The sequence below is a fragment of the Xanthomonas sp. F10 genome (genome assembly GCF_014206815.1).
In the GTDB taxonomy this organism is placed as follows: Bacteria; Pseudomonadota; Gammaproteobacteria; order Xanthomonadales; family Xanthomonadaceae; genus Xanthomonas_A; species Xanthomonas_A indica.
The window spans coordinates 1-15213 of the sequence record NZ_JACHNP010000003.1 but is presented as its reverse complement, the minus strand read 5'-3'; the positions used below and the strand labels follow the sequence as shown (position 1 = coordinate 15213).

Here is a 15213-nt window from a genome sequence, read left to right as displayed (position 1 = left end):
CGGTCAACCGAAGCACGGCTGGATCGCTGTGCGCTGTTGGGAGCGGCGCTACGGGCTTTGCGGTATCAGCAATGCCTGCGCGCGCGCGGAAAGCGGGCATCCCTGCTTCTGCAAGAAGGCGATGGCCTCTCTGGTGCGCCGGAGCAGCCCGCTGTTCGCGATGAAGGTCGTCTTCGCTCCCTGGAACTCCAGCACGACGTTCTCGGTTCCCCACGCCTTCCGGTAGTCCACCCTGGCGATCTCACGGTACGGGCGGGTGCGCGTGCGCAGCACGCGATATTCCACGTGGTCTGCGTGCAGGATCAGCGTGGGGTTCAGGCTGTTGTGCGCCCACGCGAACCAGGGAAGGAACGTGAGCCCGGCGAATGCGGCCTCCAGGGTCACGATCAGGGGCCTATCCAAGTCCAAGCGATCCAGAAACGGCGGAGAAGCTTAGCCAGCCAGTGTCGTCGATGTCCAACCGCACATCCTTGGCATACGCAATACAGGCCTCCTGCGAGCTTGCTTCGCCGCGAGATTCTGCCCGTGCTCTTTGGCAAGTAATGCGCGGCGCAGGTGCGCGATACCGCGTCCACCGCCTGGGGACTCGCGTCGGTAGCGCGGGTCCTTTTGTCTCGCATCGCCAGTGGCGTGCACCTTCGTCGAACGCTGTCACCCAGCACGGCGGCCACCGCATGTGCACGCGCCGCCTGCTGCGCCGCGGCGGGTCGTGTCATGCCGGTCCCGCTAGACTGGGCCACTTTTTTTGGCTGGAGCGTATGCGCATGAAGTCGTCTTTCTTGCCGGTGTCCCTGATCGGCGTGCCTACCGATATCGGTGCGGGTCATCGCGGTGCGCGCATGGGGCCGGAGGCGCTGCGCATTGCCGGCCTGCACGAGGCGCTGGCCAACCGTGGCGTGGAGGTGCGCGACATCGGCAATATCGACGGCCCGCGCAATCCCTGGCAGGCGCCGGTCGACGGCTATCGCCACCTGGTCGAAGTGGTGGCCTGGAACCGCGCGCTGATGGAGGCCAGCTATGCCGAACTGCGCGACGGGCGGATGCCGATCGTGCTCGGCGGCGACCACTGCCTGGGCATCGGCTCGATCACCGCGGTGGCGCGGCATTGCCGCGAGCAGGGCCGCAAGCTGCGCGTGCTGTGGCTGGATGCGCACTCGGACTTCAACACCAGCGAGGTGACGCCCTCGGGCAACGTGCACGGCATGCCGGTGGCCTGCCTGTGCGGGCTGGGGCCGCAGGCACTGACCGAACTCGGCGGCAGCGCGCCGGCGCTGCGGCCGGAGCAGGTGCGGCAGATCGGCATCCGCTCGGTCGACCCGGACGAGAAGCGGTTGATCAAGCAGCACCGCGTCGACGTGTACGACATGCGCTACATCGACGAGATGGGCATGAAGCGGACCATGGAGGCGGCGCTGGACGGGCTGGATGCCGACACCCACCTGCACGTCAGTTTCGACGTGGACTTCCTCGACCCCAGCATCGCCCCGGGCGTCGGCACCACCGTTCCGGGCGGCCCCAATTACCGCGAGGCGCAGCTGGTGATGGAGATGATCGCCGACAGCGGACGCATGGCCTCGCTGGACATCGTGGAGCTGAACCCGGTGCTGGACCATCGCAACCTGACCGCGGAACTGGCGGTGGACCTGGTGGAGAGCCTGTTCGGCAAATCGACGCTGATGCGCGACTGATCCGGTGGCGTCAGCCTGAATGGGCCGCCGGTTCATTCACGTGAAATCCACAGTCGTGACGGCAGATTCACCGCCAGACGGTAGCGCGGCGACGCCTATCGCCGTCCACCCGACCACCTGCGATTGCCCGAGGAAGACACGATGAAGCGACTGACCACCCTGTTGATGCTGACCCTGTTCTGCGCTGGCGTGCTGACCGGCTGCAACACCGTTGCCGGCGCCGGCAAGGACATGCAGAAGGCGGGCGAGAAGGTGGAAGACAAGGCGCAGGATTGCAGCGCTGGCAAGTGCTGAGTTTCGCGCGGCCTGTGTGCCGCGTCCCATGACCAAGTAAAGGAGTGAAACCCATGAAGCGTACGTTTGCGTGGATGCTGCTGGCGATGTTCTCGGTGGGCCTGCTGTCCGGCTGCAACACCGTTGCCGGTGCCGGCAAGGACGTGCAGAAGGCGGGCGAGAAGGTCGAAGACGCTGCCAAGAACTGAGCCTGGTCTCAGTTTCGAAAACGGGTCGGCTTGCCGGCCCGTTTTTTTTTGCGTGACCACCGGCTACCGGCTAAAGCGTAACGATTCACCATGCTCATGCACCGCTGACGCTGCGTTGATCGGGCTGCGACACCGGCTGCGCGATGCTGCATGACCGGCGCGCAGCGCCGTTCACACATCACGAGAGATGCCATGAACAAAGACATCATTGCCGGCAAGTGGACCCAGCTCAAGGGCAAGATCAAGGCGCAGTGGGGCGACCTGACCGACGACGATTTCGACGTCGCCGAGGGCAACACCCAGTACCTGGCCGGCAAGCTGCAGGAACGCTACGGCTGGGCGCGCGACCGCGCCGAGAAGGAAGTGCACGCCTTCCGCGACAGCCTGGGCAAGGAATACCACGACTGAGCCGCGTACCGCGGCAGCGTCGTCGACACGGGCCGCCTCGCGGCCCGTGCTTTTTTTGCGGGTGTACTGGCTCAGCGCGCCGGCGGATCCGGCACGTAGTCGCCGGGAAAGGCATTCGGCGCGACCGCCACGCGCGGCGGCAGCAGGTCGCGCGGCAGCACGCCGCGGGCCACAAGCCGCGCGCGGCTGTCGTAGCGCACCTCGGTCCGTTGCATCGGCACGTCGCTGGCACGCTGGAACTCGGTGACGCGCGAGGGCGACCATTCGCGTGCGCCGTGGCCGGTGCCCAGACGCTGTTGCATGGCCGCAGGGGCGTTGCCCTCGCGCGCATAGGCCCGGGCGTCGGCCGCAGGGGCCGCGGCGAGCGGCGCGGCCGCACTGCGCTCTGGGATGCCTGCGGCCGCTGCCGGTGCAGGCGCCGCATCCGGCGCCGGGATGCCCGGCGTTGCCGCACGCGCGGCTTCGGCGGCGAGCTTGTCGGTGTCGGTGTTCGCGTCGCTCAAGGCGGCATCGGGCCATGCGCGCGCTTCGTCGAACACCGCCATGCCGATCACGCCGACGTTGCGCGGGCGTCCGGTGCGTGCCGCGTAGCTGTCGTCCAGGTCGGTGAACACGAACTGCGCCACGTCCTCGGACGATTTGCGCCAACCGGCGATCTCGGTGCGTTGCCAGGGCGCCAGCACGTAGCCGCGCTGGTCGCTGGCCGCGGTCTGGCCGCTGACCGCGTTGACGCCGTCCACCGACAGCACCACCAGCACCCGCGCGCCGGTCAGATTGGTCAGGCGCAGCGTGTAGCGGTGGCCGGGCGTGGCCGCGATCCAGCGCTCGCCGCGCCAGGCGTGCGCGGGCAGCGGCACGCCACCGGCGTCGCGATCGATCACCTGCAACTGCACCGCCTGCGCCGAGGCCGGTGGCGCAGGCAATGGACGGAAGCCGCACAGCCCGCCGATGCATGACAGCGCGAAGGCGAGGGCGGCGAGGGAACGGCGGGGCAGGGACGGAGCAGGAACGTGCATCGCGGCGACTCCAGGACGGGGACGCCGGATTGAACGCCCCATGCGCCGGAACGGGGTTGTCGCGCAGCGGGTAAACTCGACGGGTTACTTCCCGGACCGTCCCTTCCGCATGACCACCCGCGTTCTCACCGGCATCACCACCTCCGGCACGCCGCACCTGGGCAACTACGTCGGCGCCATCCGTCCCGCGTTGCAGGCCAGCCGGCGCCCCGGCATCGAGAGTTTCTTCTTCCTGGCCGACCTGCACAGCCTGATCAAGGCGCAGGATCCGGCGCGCACCCAGCGCTCGACCCTCGAGATCGCGGCGACCTGGCTGGCCGCGGGCCTGGATCCGGCGCAGGTGTGGTTCTACCGCCAGTCGGACGTGCCGGAGACCAACGAGCTGACCTGGTTCCTGACCTGCGTCGCCGGCAAGGGCATCCTCAACCGCGCGCACGCCTACAAGGCGGCGGTGGACAAGAACCGCGCCGACGGCGAGGACGACGATGCCGGCGTCACCGCCGGCTTGTTCATGTACCCGGTGCTGATGGCCGCCGACATCCTGCTGTTCAAGGCGCAGCAGGTGCCGGTGGGCCGCGACCAGATCCAGCACATCGAAATGGCGCGCGACTTCGCGCAGCGCTTCAACCACGTCTACGGCCGCGAGCACTTCGTCCTGCCCGATGCGCTGATCGACGAGCAGGTGGCGACGCTGCCCGGGTTGGACGGGCGCAAGATGAGCAAGAGCTACGACAACACCATTCCGCTGTTCGCCCCGCGCGAGGAGCTGAAGAAGCGGGTGTTCGCCATCGTCACCGATTCGCGCGCGCCCGGCGAGCCGAAGGACACCGAGGGCTCGGCCCTGTTCCAGCTGTACCAGGCCTTCGCCAGCGCCGAGGAGACGGCCGCGTTCGCGCAGGCGTTCGCCGCCGGCATCGGCTGGGGCGAGGCCAAGCAGCAGTTGTTCGAGCGCATCGAGGCCGAGATCGCGCCGATGCGGGTGCGTTATGAGGCGCTGATGGCGCGCCCGCAGGACATTGAGGCGATGCTGCGCGATAACGCGCAGCGCCTGCGCGAACGCTATGCAATCCCGTTCCTGGCCGAACTGCGGCACGCGGTGGGCCTGCGCGATCTGGCGGCGCAGGCCGGCGGCGCTGCCGACACGGCGACGGCCAAGCAGGCGCTGCCGAGCTTCAAGCAGTACCGCGAGGCCGACGGCCAGTTCTATTTCAAGCTGCTCGATTGCGAGGGCACGTTGCTGTTGCAGAGCGGCGGCTTCGCCTCGCCACGCGATGCCGGGCAGACCATCGCCGCGCTCAAGCAGGCCACGCAGGCCGATGCGCTGCAGGTGGCGCCGCTGACCCTGGAAGCATCGGCCGAGACGGTGCTGGCGGCGCTGGCGCGGTTGCGCGAGGCAGGCTGAGCACACGCGGCGGTTCGCCGTAGGAGCGGCTTCAGCCGCGACAGGCATTCCCAGGAAGGCCTGTCGCGGCTGAAGCCGCTCCTACAGGCAAATGACGCGTTCTATTGCGACATCCGCAGCGCGTGTGTTTGCTGGTCGCATGCAGTCGGGACTGAAGTCCCTCCCACAAACCGCGCCTACAGTCGTCTGGGCCGTTACGTCATTCGTCCTCATCCGGTCCTTGCCGCGCAGCACTGGCAGCGCCCTCCATGCCGCCTAGAATGGAGCCTCGCCCAGCCACGCTTCTGCGCCATGCCACGCGATCCCAGCATCCATCTCGTCGATACCGGCTTCCAGCGCGCGCAGTTCGATGCCGCCTACCTGATCGTGGAGAACGGGCGCGGCGCCTTCGTCGACTGCGGTACCAGCCATGCGGTGCCAGTGCTGCTGGAGGCATTGGCGCACGCCGGCCTGGCGCCGGCCGACGTGGACTGGCTGATCCTCACCCACGTGCATCTGGACCACGCCGGCGGTGCCGGTGCGCTGCTGCAGCACCTGCCGAACGCGCGCCTGCTGGTGCATCCGCGCGGCGCGCCGCACATGATCGATCCGGCGCGGCTGATCGCCGGCGCCACCGCGGTGTACGGCGAGGCGGAGATGGCGCGCAGCTACGGCAGCATTCTGCCGGTGCCGGCAGAGCGCGTGGTGGTGGCCGAGGACGGCCATCGCGTGTCGCTGGCTGGGCGCGAACTGCTGTGCATCGACACACCTGGGCACGCACGGCATCACCTGTGCGTGTGGGACGCACGCAGCCGCAGCTGGTTCAGTGGCGACACCTTCGGCCTGTCCTATCGCGAACTGGACAGCGCGCACGGTGCGTTCGCGATCCCGACTTCGTCGCCCGTGCAGTTCGAGCCGGAGGCGATGCAGGCCTCGATCCAGCGCATGCTCGGCTACGCCCCGCAGACGCTGTATCTCACCCACTACGGCCCGGTGGCAGGCGCAGAAACGCTGGCGGCGGAACTGCAGGAACAGCTGGAGGCGATGGTGGCGATCGCGCGCGGCTGCGACGGCCGTTCCGACCGCCATCGTTGCCTGGTCGCGGCGCTGACCGCGTTGTATCTGGAGCGCGCGCGGCTGCATGGCTGTCCGCTGGACGATGCCGGCGTGGAGCGCGTGCTGCACATGGACATCGAACTCAACGCGCAGGGCCTGGCCTGCTGGCTGGACCGCCCCGCGCGCTGAACGGCAGCTCGCCTCGCGCACGCGAAAGCGTCGCCGCGCTGTCTCGGCGCGACGCCATTCTCTACACTGTGCGGCCCGCTTGTTGCCAGGTCGTGACCGTGAACCCGATGCGCATGTTGCTGCTGTCCGCTTCCCTGTTCCTGGGAGATGCGGCACAGGCGGCCAACGATGCGCTGGCCGGCGAGACGGGTGGCGACACCGACGCACTGGAGCGGCATGCGTCGCCGGCGGCGTGCGATGCCTCTGAAGGCCGTGGCCCGGCGATGCCGGGCTGAGCGATCTTGCAGGAGGACGATGCCGGGTCTGCGGCATCGCTGGCCACCACGGCAAGCCGGTTGCGCAGTGCTGGCGCCTGTTGGCGATGGCCGCCGACGCGCACGGTTGCGCTGGGTGTCGCGGCAGAAGGGACTTCCCAATAGTGCTGCAGGGTTATCCGTAGGAGCGGCTTCAGCCGCGACGGGCGTTATCGGTCACGCCTGTCGCGGCTGAAGCCGCTCTACGGGGGACGTGCGCTGTCGGGCGCGTCGTGACGAGAAGGGGCGCTGACCGGTCAGACGCACGCTGGCGCTGCAGGGCGGCCGCCGCTCAGGCGGTGGTATCGATCAACCCGCCGACGATGCCCTGATTGAGCAGATCGCCGGTCACCGTGCCGCTGAGGCTGGGGTTGGACTGCAGCAGGGACGAAAGCTGCGGGGTCAGGCCCTGGCTGCTGAAGACGCCATTGGCGTTGTACAAGCCCGGCGTCGACGGCGGCGCGGCGATGGTGCCGAGCAGGCCCTGGTCGTACGTCTGGGTGGCCTGGTCGAGGGTGGGATACGGCGAGGTGGTCGTCGAGGTCGAGGTGCCAGTGCCGCTGGTCGACGTCGAGGGATCGGTACTGGAACCGGAGGTGCCGGTGGTCGCGGTCGAACTCGCGTCGCTCGGGCCCGCGCTGACGATGCTGTTGAACAGCCCGGCTGCGTTGTAGGTCAGGCCCGTGTCGGCCGGGATGGTCCCCGCGAGGCCGCCGAGGCCGAAGATCACCGAGGCGTCGCCGGACAGTTCCACGGCCTGCTGCACGGCGGCCGGGTCGTTGCTGCTGACCACCGGATTGCCGGCCTGGGTCGCGTCGCTGGAGGCGCCGGGGGTGGAAAAGCCATACGGCGAGGCGCCATACGGAGTGACGGTGCCCAGCGGCGACAGTGCGGTATCGATGGCCATGGCGGTGCTCGGCAAGCAGGTGTGTGTGCGTACAGATACGCCCGCGCGGCTGAACCGTCTCTTAGGTCTTTCGGGTGACCACGCAGCGCCGGGGCAGGCGCCAGCCACGTCGGTATGGACGTCCACTGATCGGCGAAGACGTCAGTGCCGAAACTGCATTGAGCAGCACACTCCTTGCGCGAGACCGATCGCGTTTCCTCTGCGGGAGCGCGGCGCGGGACGGCCGCGCACAGGGCGGCCGCTGACGCGTCGTGGCGCGCTCGTGCTGGCCTGCAACACCGGCCTGGTGGTGCAGATGGAACGCCGGGCGCCGCTGCGGCGGGTGGCGGCCGGCTGTGCTGCCACGGTGGATGACCCGCCGGCACTCGCTACGGTTATCGCGCCAGCTGTGGCGAATCACGGTCTCGCCGCGCCGACGCGACCCTGCAGGCAGTCGGGCGCCTCAGCGCGATGGGCGCCGCGGCGTGGACTTGCAGGGATACCGTTTGGCCAAGGCCTGCACGACCAGGTCGCTGGCGCGCGCGTCCAGGCGCGCGTCGGGCAGCGCGGCGAGATCGGCGACCAGTGCCTGGACATCCGGTGGACCGGACTGGCCGGCCGGTCGGCACCATCGCACGCCCTCGCTGCCGGCGGCGATGCCGAGCATGTATGCCGCCGCCGTGCGCGAGGACACCATGACCCGCAGTTCCTGCGGTTGCTGCGGGTCCAGGTCGGCCGCCAGCGAGCCGTCCAGCGGGGCTTCCAGCAACTGATGCCCGTTCAAGTCCCAGGGGGCAGCAGGCGGACGTGCCGTGCTGGTGCTGCTGAGCGCGGCCAGCAAGGGCAGCGCGAGCCAGGTGCGATGTGATGTCATCCACGACTCCTTTCTTGGCGAGTGATCTGCACGCCGCGGCAGCGCCACACGCGCGGGTGAGAGGGCTTGCGCGCAGAGCAGGTGCTCTAGAATAGCGCCCCTGCTGTCTCTGGCGCCGTCCGATGCCGTCTGCTCCTGTCGCTGCCGCGCCTGCGCGCGGCGGCTTCGTCGTTCTCGCCCTGTTCCTGGTCTACGTCGTCTGGGGCTCGACCTATCTGGCGATCCGCTTCGCCCTGGAAGGCGGCGCGCCGCCGCTGAGCGTGGTCTCCGGCACCCGCTTCGTGATCGCCGGCAGCGTGCTGTACGCGGTGCTGCGCTGGCGCGGCGTGGCCGCGCCCACGCGCGCGCAGTGGCGGCCGCTGGCCATGCTCGGCGCACTCATGCTGGTCTGCGGCAACGGCCTGGTGGTGCTGGCCGAGCGCCAGGTGTCGTCGGGGTTAGCGGCGGTGGCGGTGGCCTCGGTGCCGCTGTGGATGGCGCTGTTCGGCACGCTGCGCGGCCACCATGCCAGCCGCGGCGAGTGGCTGGGTATCGTGGTCGGCTTCGCCGGGGTGGTGTGGCTCAACGCCGGCAGCAGTCTCACTGCCAGTCCGCTGGGCCTGGTGCTGCTGTTGATCGCGCCGATCGGCTGGGCGTTCGGCTCGGTGTGGTCGCGCGGGCGCGACCTGCCGATGCCGTTCATGGCGGCTGCCGGGCAGATGCTGTGCGGCGGCGTGATGCTGGTGGCGATCGGCCTGCTCAGCGGCGAACGCCTGCACACCCTGCCGAGCGCGCAGGGCCTGCTGGCGGTGGCCTACCTGTGCGTGTTCGGCTCGATCGTCGCCTTCACCGCCTACGTGTGGCTGCTGCAGAACGTGCGCCCGGCCCTGGCCGGCAGCTATGCCTACGTCAATCCGGTGATCGCGGTGGCGCTGGGCAGCTGGCTCGGCCAGGAGCGCTTCAGCGCCAGCGACGTCGGCGCGATGGCGGTGATCCTGGCCGGGGTGGTGGTGATCACCGTGGCGAGGACCCGGCGATGACCACGGCCTCCGCGCAGGACGCGCGGCGTGGGCTGTGGATCACCGCGGCGACCTTCGCCCTGTGGGGTGTGGTGCCGGTGTACTGGCACCTGCTGCAGGCGGTGCCATCGCCGCACATCATCGCCCACCGCATCGTGTGGAGCACGCTGCTGGTGGTGGCCTGGCTGGCATACAGCGCGCGCCTGCAGTGGTGGCGGCGCATCGCCGCGCAGCCGCGCGCGCTGGCCACGCTGGCGCTGAGCAGCCTGGCGATCGCCTTCAACTGGGGGCTGTACATCTGGGCGGTCAATGCCGGCCACGTGATCGAGACCAGCCTGGGCTACTTCATCAATCCGCTGGTCAACGTGCTGCTCGGGGTGCTGGTGCTGCATGAGCGGCTGCACCCGTTGCAGTGGCTGGCGGTGGCCTGCGCCGCGCTCGGCGTGGCCTGGCTGACCGTCGACGCCGGCACCCTGCCGTGGATCGCACTGGGCCTGGCCGGCTCGTTCGGGCTGTACGGCCTGCTGCGCAAGCTGGTGCAGGTGGATGCGGTGGCCGGGCTGGGCGTGGAAAGCCTGTACCTGTTCCTGCCGGCGCTGGGCTTCGTGCTGTGGGGCGAGGCCGGCCACGGCGGCGGCTTCGCCGGCGAGTGGGGCTGGCGCAACGACCTGCTGCTGGTGTTCGGCGGCGTGGTCACTGCAGTGCCGCTGATCGGTTTCGCCTACGGCGTGCGGCGCATCCCGCTGTCGCTGGTCGGGCTGCTGCAGTACATCGCGCCGAGCCTGCAGTTGCTGCTGGGCGTATGGTTCTTCCGCGAACCGTTCGACGCCGGCAAGGCGATCGGGTTTGCCGCGATCTGGGTTGGATTGCTGGTGTTCGCCGGTGAGAGCTTGTGGCGGTCAGGCGTGTGGCGGCGAGTGGGGATTGGGCATTAGGGATTCGGGATTGGCAAGAGCAGAAGCAGCGCAGCCGCCGTTACGACTCCCCAATCCCGACTCCCCGCTTTCCACAGCCGAATGGCTGGTCATCCCGGCTCAGCCCCGGCTACCGTTCGCCGCCGGCTCACCCGTTAGCTGCAGCTCGGGGCCTGCACGCGGCGGCAGCGGCTGCGGGCAGCGACCGTCGTGGCGCGGCGCCGGCAGCTCGGCAAACCAGTCCTCCACGGTCGGCGCCAGCAGGTCCAGCCGCATCGGCAGGCTCAGGTGGTTCTCGCCCGGCATCTCCAGGTAGTGCGCGCGCGGCGCGTCCAGCGCCAGCAGGCGGCCGTGCGCCACCGGGATGTGCTGGTCGGCGCTGCCGTGCAGCAGCAGCACGCAGGCCGGCGCGGCGCGCGCGGCGGCGGTGACGTCGACCTGGTCCAGGTTCAGCGCCAGGCGCTGGTTGGCGTTGGCGATCACCGCGTCCAGGTTCTGCCCGCCGTAGCGCCAGCGCGCCAGGTCCATCGCCGCGCTGGCCATCCAGCCGCGCGGGCGACTGGCGAGCATGTGCGGGATCATGTCGCGGATGCCGCGGCCGGCGTTGGCGAACGATTCCATCGCGACCACGCCATCGACCTGATCGCCGAGCTTCTGCGCGGCGAACAGCGCGGTGGCCGCGCCATAGGACACGCCGAACAGGTACACCGGGCCCTGCACCTCGCCGCTGGCGCGCAGGGCGCGGATCACCGCGACCACGTCGTCGGACTCGCGGGTGCCGTAGCCGGCCGGGCCGCCGCCAGAGCGGCCGTGGTTGCGCAGGTCGATGCTGATGCTGCGGTAGCCGGCCTGGGCCAGGTCCAGCGACCACGGCAGCAGCGAGTCGCCGTCCATCATCCAGCCGTGCAGCAGCACCACGGTACCGCGCGGGGCGGCATGCGTGGCCGGCGCCGGGGTCGCCACCTCCATGGCGAAGTCGGCGTGCTCGTGGCCGCTGGCGTCGCGGCCGGCGTGCTCGTAGCGGTAGCGCATGTGGTAGTCGCCCGGGTCGATGGCGCGCCAGAAGATCGGGATGCCGCCCGGCACCACCACGTGGCCGCTGCGGTTGGGCAGGGTCGCCAGCAGGCTCTGGATGCGCTCCTCGTCCATCAGCGGCGACACGCCGCCCGGCGCGACCAGGCGGTCGCTGAGCGAGGTGGAGGAGCAGGCGCTCAGCCACAGGCTGGCGCAGAGGACGAGCAACAGGCGCAGGCGCGAGGACATGGACGTGGCGGCGTGGAACCAAATGGCCGCGCAGGCTAGCGCCTCGGCGGCGGCCGTTCTACCGCGTTTCGATGACGAAACGATGACGCGTCAGCGGCCATTGGGCCGGGCCGCGAAGGCGATCCCGGCCCGGCCCGCCGGACCTGGCGCTACAGCGCGCGCAGGGCGGTGGTGATCGGCAGGCGCGCCGCACGCAGCGCCGGGAACAGGCCGCCGACCAGGCCGATGCCCAGCGCCCACTTCAGTCCGGTCCACAGCAGCGGCGGGGAGACCTTGAACTGGAACACCACCTGGCTGAAGTTGCTGCCCAGGGTGGAGACGCTGTAGCCGTTGAAGATCGCCCAGGCGATCAGCCCGCCCAGCACCCCGCCGAGCAGCGCCAGCAGCATGGTCTCCAGCATCACCGCCACCACCACCGGCAGCCCGCGGAAGCCGAGCGCGCGCATGGTGGCGATCTCGCGGGCGCGGGTGGCCACCGCCGCGTACATGGTGTTGAGCGCGCCGAACACCGCGCCGATCGCCATGATGGTGCCGATGAAAGTGCCCAGGACCTCCAGCACCTTGCTGAGGTTGCCGCCCTGCTTGCGGTAGTACTCGCGGGTGGTGAACACGTCCAGCTTCAGCCGCGGGTCGGCGTCCATCGCCGCCTTGAACTGGCGGAAGCCGTCCTGGCCCTGGGTGCGCACGCTGATCGACTGGTAGGCGCTGCGGTTGTAGGTGGTGGCCAGGGTCTGGGTGTCGGTCCACAGCTCCGAGTCGTGCGCGTCGCCGCTGGCGAACACGCCGACCACGGTCCAGGTCTGGTTGCCCAGGGTCAGGGTCTGGCCGAGTTGCAGGCCGCGGAACTGCGACTGTGCGCCCTTGCCGACCACGATCTCGCGCAGGCCGGGAGTGAAGCGACGGCCCTGCAGGATCTTGACCTTGTCGTGCACCGCCCAGCCCTGCTCGCCGACGCCGCGGAACTGCGCGTTGACGTCGGTGCCGTCGGACTTGGACAGCAGGTTCACCACCTGCGACAGCTCCGGCGAGACCAGCGGGCGGTTGTCGGCGCCGCGCGCCACGCCGGCCAGGCCGGCGATCAGCGGCACCTGGTCGCGGGTGATGACCGAGTTGGTCTCGGCCTGCGAGCCGCCGCGCAGCACGATGGCGGTGGTGTCGTCGCCGGTGCTCTCCAGGGTCGCCTGGAAGCCCTGGCCCATCGCCAGCATCGCCACCAGCACGCCGACCACGCCGGCGATGCCGACCACGATCACCGAACTGGCGCCCCAGCGCTGCGGCAGGCTGGCGATGCCGATGCGCGCGGCGGCGAGCGACAGCCGGCCGCTGCGGGTGACCAGCAGCAGCACGGCGAGCACCGCCACCAGCGCCAGGACCATGAACCAGGGCAGGGCGATCCAGATTCCCAGGCCGATCGCCAGCGCCGCGATCGCCAGGACATTCCATAACCATTGCATCTTCATTGCGTTGTTCCTCGGGTCTGCGTCGCCGTCCGTGGCATCGATGTGCTGGAGAGAAAGCGCGGGCTCAACGCCCGGCCAGGGCGTCGACGATCTTCAGCCGCTGCGCGCGCAGCGCCGGCAACAGGCCGACCACCACGCCGATGACCAGCATCAGCGCCGCGCCGATCAGCCAGGTCTGCACCGGCACCGCGTGCACCGGCAGCGCGCCGCGGCTGGCGCTGGCCAGCACCGGGATCGCCGCCGCCGCCAGCGCCATGCCGAGCAGGCCGCCGAGCACGATCAGCAGCACCGACTCCACGATCACCAGGGTCAGCACCGTGCGGTCCTGGAAGCCCAGGGTCTTGAGCGTGGCCAGTTCCGGGATGCGCTCGCGCACCGCCTGCGCCATGGTGTTGCCGGTGAGCAGCACCAGGGTGAAGAACACCGCGCCCATGATCGAGGTGACGATCAGGCCGATGTCGGCGAACTGCTTGACGAACGCCTGCTGGAACGCCGACTCGGTCTGCGACTTGGTCTCGTGGTCGGAGTTGGCCGACAGCGCATCGATCGCCTGCGCCACGCGCGAGGCGTGCTCCGGGTTGTCCAGCCGCACCGTGTACCAGCTGACCTTGCCCTTGATGTAGTCGTTGCTCTCGTCGAAGTACTTCCAGTTCATCATCAACTGGTTCTCGGCCTGCACGTTGGCACGGTCCTTGGCGCGGAAGATCGCCTTCAACTCCAGCGGCCAGTCGTTGCTGCCGCCACGCGGGAAGATGGTGGCCTGCAGCGGGATCACGTCGCCGACCTTCCAGCCGTACTTCTTCGCCAGCGCTTCGCCCACGGCCGCACCGGTGCGGGTCTCGCGGAAGGCCTTGAGCTGCTCAGGCGGCAGTTCGTATTCGCTGTACACGTCGAAGAAGTTCGGCGCGACCGAGAAGTTGGGGAAGAAGTCCTTGGGATCCTTGTAGATGCCGCCGAACCACATCGCATAGGTCACGTCGCGCACGCCGGGCACGCTGCGGATCTGCGCTTCCAGGCGCACCGGCAGGGACTGGGTGATCGACAGGCGCGAGGCCACGACCAGGCGGTTGACCCCTTCCACCGAGCCGCCGGCGGTGAACGCCACGCGCACCGAGTCGAGCAGGCCGAACAGCAGGAACGCGACGATCACCGAGAACAGGGTCAGCACGGTCCGCGTCTTGCTGCGGAACAGTTGCGCCCAGATCAACGAGAAATACTTCATGGCATCGCCTCGCTCAGTGCGCGGCCGGCGCGTCGGCCAGCTCGCCCTTGTCCAGGTGCACGGTATGGGTGGCGTACTCGGCGGCCTTGGGGTCGTGGGTGACCATGACGATGGTCTTGCCGTGGCTGCGGTTGAGTTCCTGCAGCAGGCCCAGCACGTCCTCGGCCGAGCGCCGGTCGAGGTCGCCGGTGGGTTCGTCGCAGATCAGGAAGGTGGGGTCGGAGACGATGGCGCGGGCGATGGCCACGCGCTGCTGCTGGCCGCCGGACAGTTCGCTGGGCTTGTGGTTGCGGCGCTCGGCCAGGCCGACCAGGGTCAGCGCGATCTCGGCATTGCGCTTGCGCTGGGCGGCGCCGAGCGAGGTCAGCAGCAGCGGCAGTTCGACGTTCTTCTGCGCGGTGAGCATCGGCATCAGGTTGTAGAACTGGAACACGAAGCCGACGTGGTGGCTGCGCCAGGTGGCGAGCTGGCCGCCGCTCATGCGGTCGATGCGCTGGCCTTCGATCTCGATCTCGCCGCCGCTGGGCGAGTCCAGCCCACCGATCAGGTTGAGCAGGGTGGTCTTGCCGGAGCCGGACGGGCCCATCAGGGCGACGAAGTCGCCGCGGGCGATATCCAGGTCGATGCCGTGCAGGACCTGGACTTTCTCGGGGCCGCGCTGGTAGGTCTTGGTGACGTTGCGCAGGGTGACGAGGGTGGACATGGTGGTGTTCCTGGCGGTGGACGAGGTGGAGGCGATGTGGTCGCCGATGGCGGCGAGGGGATTACCGTTGCTTTTGCTTTTGATTTTTCTGTTGCTGTTGCAAGTGCAGCTGCAGTGGTTGTTGCTTCTGCCGTTGCCGTTGTTTTTGCTTTTGACTTGCCGGGTTCCCTTCCGAAGCGGCGGCCAGCGCGGGGAAAAACCCCGAAGGGGCGGCGTACATGGATGTACGCCGTCCGCGGCAGGGGCAGGATGCCCCTTCCGCGGATCCCCGGGCTGGACGCGGATCCGGAGCGCGTTAGCGCGGAGGGCGCGAGGCAGGGCGCGCTTTCTTTTGGTTACCTTTTCTTTGCGCGAGCAAAGAAAAGTAACTCGCCCGCAAG

The 15213-nt window shown here is 69.4% G+C and carries 17 protein-coding genes and 1 pseudogene; 10 read left to right on the top strand and 8 right to left on the bottom strand.

Going from position 1 to position 15213, the window contains the following annotated elements; genetic code table 11:
* Positions 1-48: 48 nt before the first annotated feature.
* Positions 49-384 carry a hypothetical protein gene (locus FHR56_RS16985; protein WP_343160739.1) on the bottom strand — a complete coding sequence of 112 codons (336 nt, stop codon included), beginning with the start codon at positions 382-384 and terminating at the stop codon, positions 49-51.
* Between the two features lie 380 nt (positions 385-764).
* On the opposite strand from FHR56_RS16985, the gene rocF reads away from it, so the two are divergent.
* The 4 genes from rocF (at position 765) to FHR56_RS16965 (ending at position 2578) form a co-directional block, all read left to right on the top strand.
* A complete protein-coding gene (rocF, locus tag FHR56_RS16980; RefSeq protein WP_160946089.1) occupies positions 765-1688 on the top strand; it encodes an arginase in 924 nt (307 codons plus the stop codon).
* Positions 1689-1829: 141 nt separating this feature from the next.
* The gene (locus FHR56_RS16975; protein ID WP_010341023.1) at positions 1830-1982 is read left to right on the top strand and encodes an entericidin A/B family lipoprotein; all 153 of its coding nucleotides are present in this window, start codon (positions 1830-1832) and stop codon (positions 1980-1982) included.
* Between the two features lie 53 nt (positions 1983-2035).
* On the top strand, positions 2036-2170 hold the full coding sequence (locus FHR56_RS16970) for an entericidin A/B family lipoprotein (protein WP_010341024.1): 135 nt from the start codon (positions 2036-2038) through the stop codon (positions 2168-2170).
* A 192-nt stretch (positions 2171-2362) separates the two neighbouring features.
* On the top strand, positions 2363-2578 hold the full coding sequence (locus FHR56_RS16965; RefSeq protein ID WP_010341025.1) for a CsbD family protein: 216 nt from the start codon (positions 2363-2365) through the stop codon (positions 2576-2578).
* Between the two features lie 71 nt (positions 2579-2649).
* On the opposite strand, the gene FHR56_RS16960 is transcribed toward FHR56_RS16965, so the two are convergent.
* On the bottom strand, positions 2650-3594 hold the full coding sequence (locus tag FHR56_RS16960) for a hypothetical protein (protein ID WP_237473068.1): 945 nt from the start codon (positions 3592-3594) through the stop codon (positions 2650-2652).
* Between the two features lie 109 nt (positions 3595-3703).
* Here FHR56_RS16960 and FHR56_RS16955 point away from each other — a divergent pair, with 109 nt between their 5' ends.
* From FHR56_RS16955 to FHR56_RS16945, 3 genes and pseudogenes are all read left to right on the top strand, one after another.
* Positions 3704-4996, top strand: coding sequence for a tryptophan--tRNA ligase (locus tag FHR56_RS16955; protein WP_160946090.1), 1293 nt, complete (start codon positions 3704-3706; stop codon positions 4994-4996).
* A gap of 291 nt (positions 4997-5287) precedes the next feature.
* Entirely contained in the window at positions 5288-6220 is a 933-nt protein-coding gene (locus FHR56_RS16950) for an MBL fold metallo-hydrolase (RefSeq protein ID WP_160946091.1), read from the top strand.
* Between the two features lie 107 nt (positions 6221-6327).
* Positions 6328-6438: pseudogene (locus FHR56_RS16945) on the top strand (peptidase); the annotation flags it as partial.
* Between the two features lie 367 nt (positions 6439-6805).
* On the opposite strand, the gene FHR56_RS16940 reads toward FHR56_RS16945, so the two are convergent.
* Both FHR56_RS16940 and FHR56_RS16935 read right to left on the bottom strand, forming a co-directional pair.
* Entirely contained in the window at positions 6806-7420 is a 615-nt protein-coding gene (locus FHR56_RS16940) for a hypothetical protein (protein WP_160946093.1), read from the bottom strand.
* Positions 7421-7862: 442 nt separating this feature from the next.
* Positions 7863-8273, bottom strand: coding sequence for a Rap1a/Tai family immunity protein (locus FHR56_RS16935; RefSeq protein ID WP_160946094.1), 411 nt, complete (start codon positions 8271-8273; stop codon positions 7863-7865).
* A gap of 122 nt (positions 8274-8395) precedes the next feature.
* Here FHR56_RS16935 and yedA point away from each other — a divergent pair, with 122 nt between their 5' ends.
* Positions 8396-9292 (top strand): drug/metabolite exporter YedA, encoded by an 897-nt coding sequence (gene yedA / locus FHR56_RS16930; protein ID WP_160946095.1) that lies wholly within the window; start codon positions 8396-8398, stop codon positions 9290-9292.
* A complete protein-coding gene (gene rarD / locus FHR56_RS16925; protein ID WP_160946096.1) occupies positions 9289-10206 on the top strand; it encodes an EamA family transporter RarD in 918 nt (305 codons plus the stop codon). The genes yedA and rarD overlap by 4 nt, the downstream gene beginning before the upstream one ends.
* A gap of 99 nt (positions 10207-10305) precedes the next feature.
* On the opposite strand, the gene FHR56_RS16920 is transcribed toward rarD, so the two are convergent.
* From FHR56_RS16920 to FHR56_RS16905, 4 genes are all read right to left on the bottom strand, one after another.
* A complete protein-coding gene (locus FHR56_RS16920) occupies positions 10306-11448 on the bottom strand; it encodes an alpha/beta fold hydrolase (RefSeq protein WP_160946097.1) in 1143 nt (380 codons plus the stop codon).
* A 149-nt stretch (positions 11449-11597) separates the two neighbouring features.
* Positions 11598-12908, bottom strand: a complete 1311-nt coding sequence (locus FHR56_RS16915) for an ABC transporter permease (RefSeq protein ID WP_160946098.1) — start codon at positions 12906-12908, stop codon at positions 11598-11600.
* Positions 12909-12972: 64 nt separating this feature from the next.
* Positions 12973-14130: an FtsX-like permease family protein gene (locus FHR56_RS16910; protein WP_160946099.1), complete on the bottom strand. Its 1158-nt coding sequence runs from the start codon at positions 14128-14130 to the stop codon at positions 12973-12975.
* A 13-nt stretch (positions 14131-14143) separates the two neighbouring features.
* Positions 14144-14833, bottom strand: a complete 690-nt coding sequence (locus FHR56_RS16905; protein ID WP_010340093.1) for an ABC transporter ATP-binding protein — start codon at positions 14831-14833, stop codon at positions 14144-14146.
* Here FHR56_RS16905 and FHR56_RS20515 point away from each other — a divergent pair.
* A partial coding sequence (locus tag FHR56_RS20515) for a hypothetical protein (RefSeq protein ID WP_221441955.1) occupies positions 14832-15213 on the top strand: 382 nt, incomplete at its 3' end. The genes FHR56_RS16905 and FHR56_RS20515 overlap by 2 nt on opposite strands.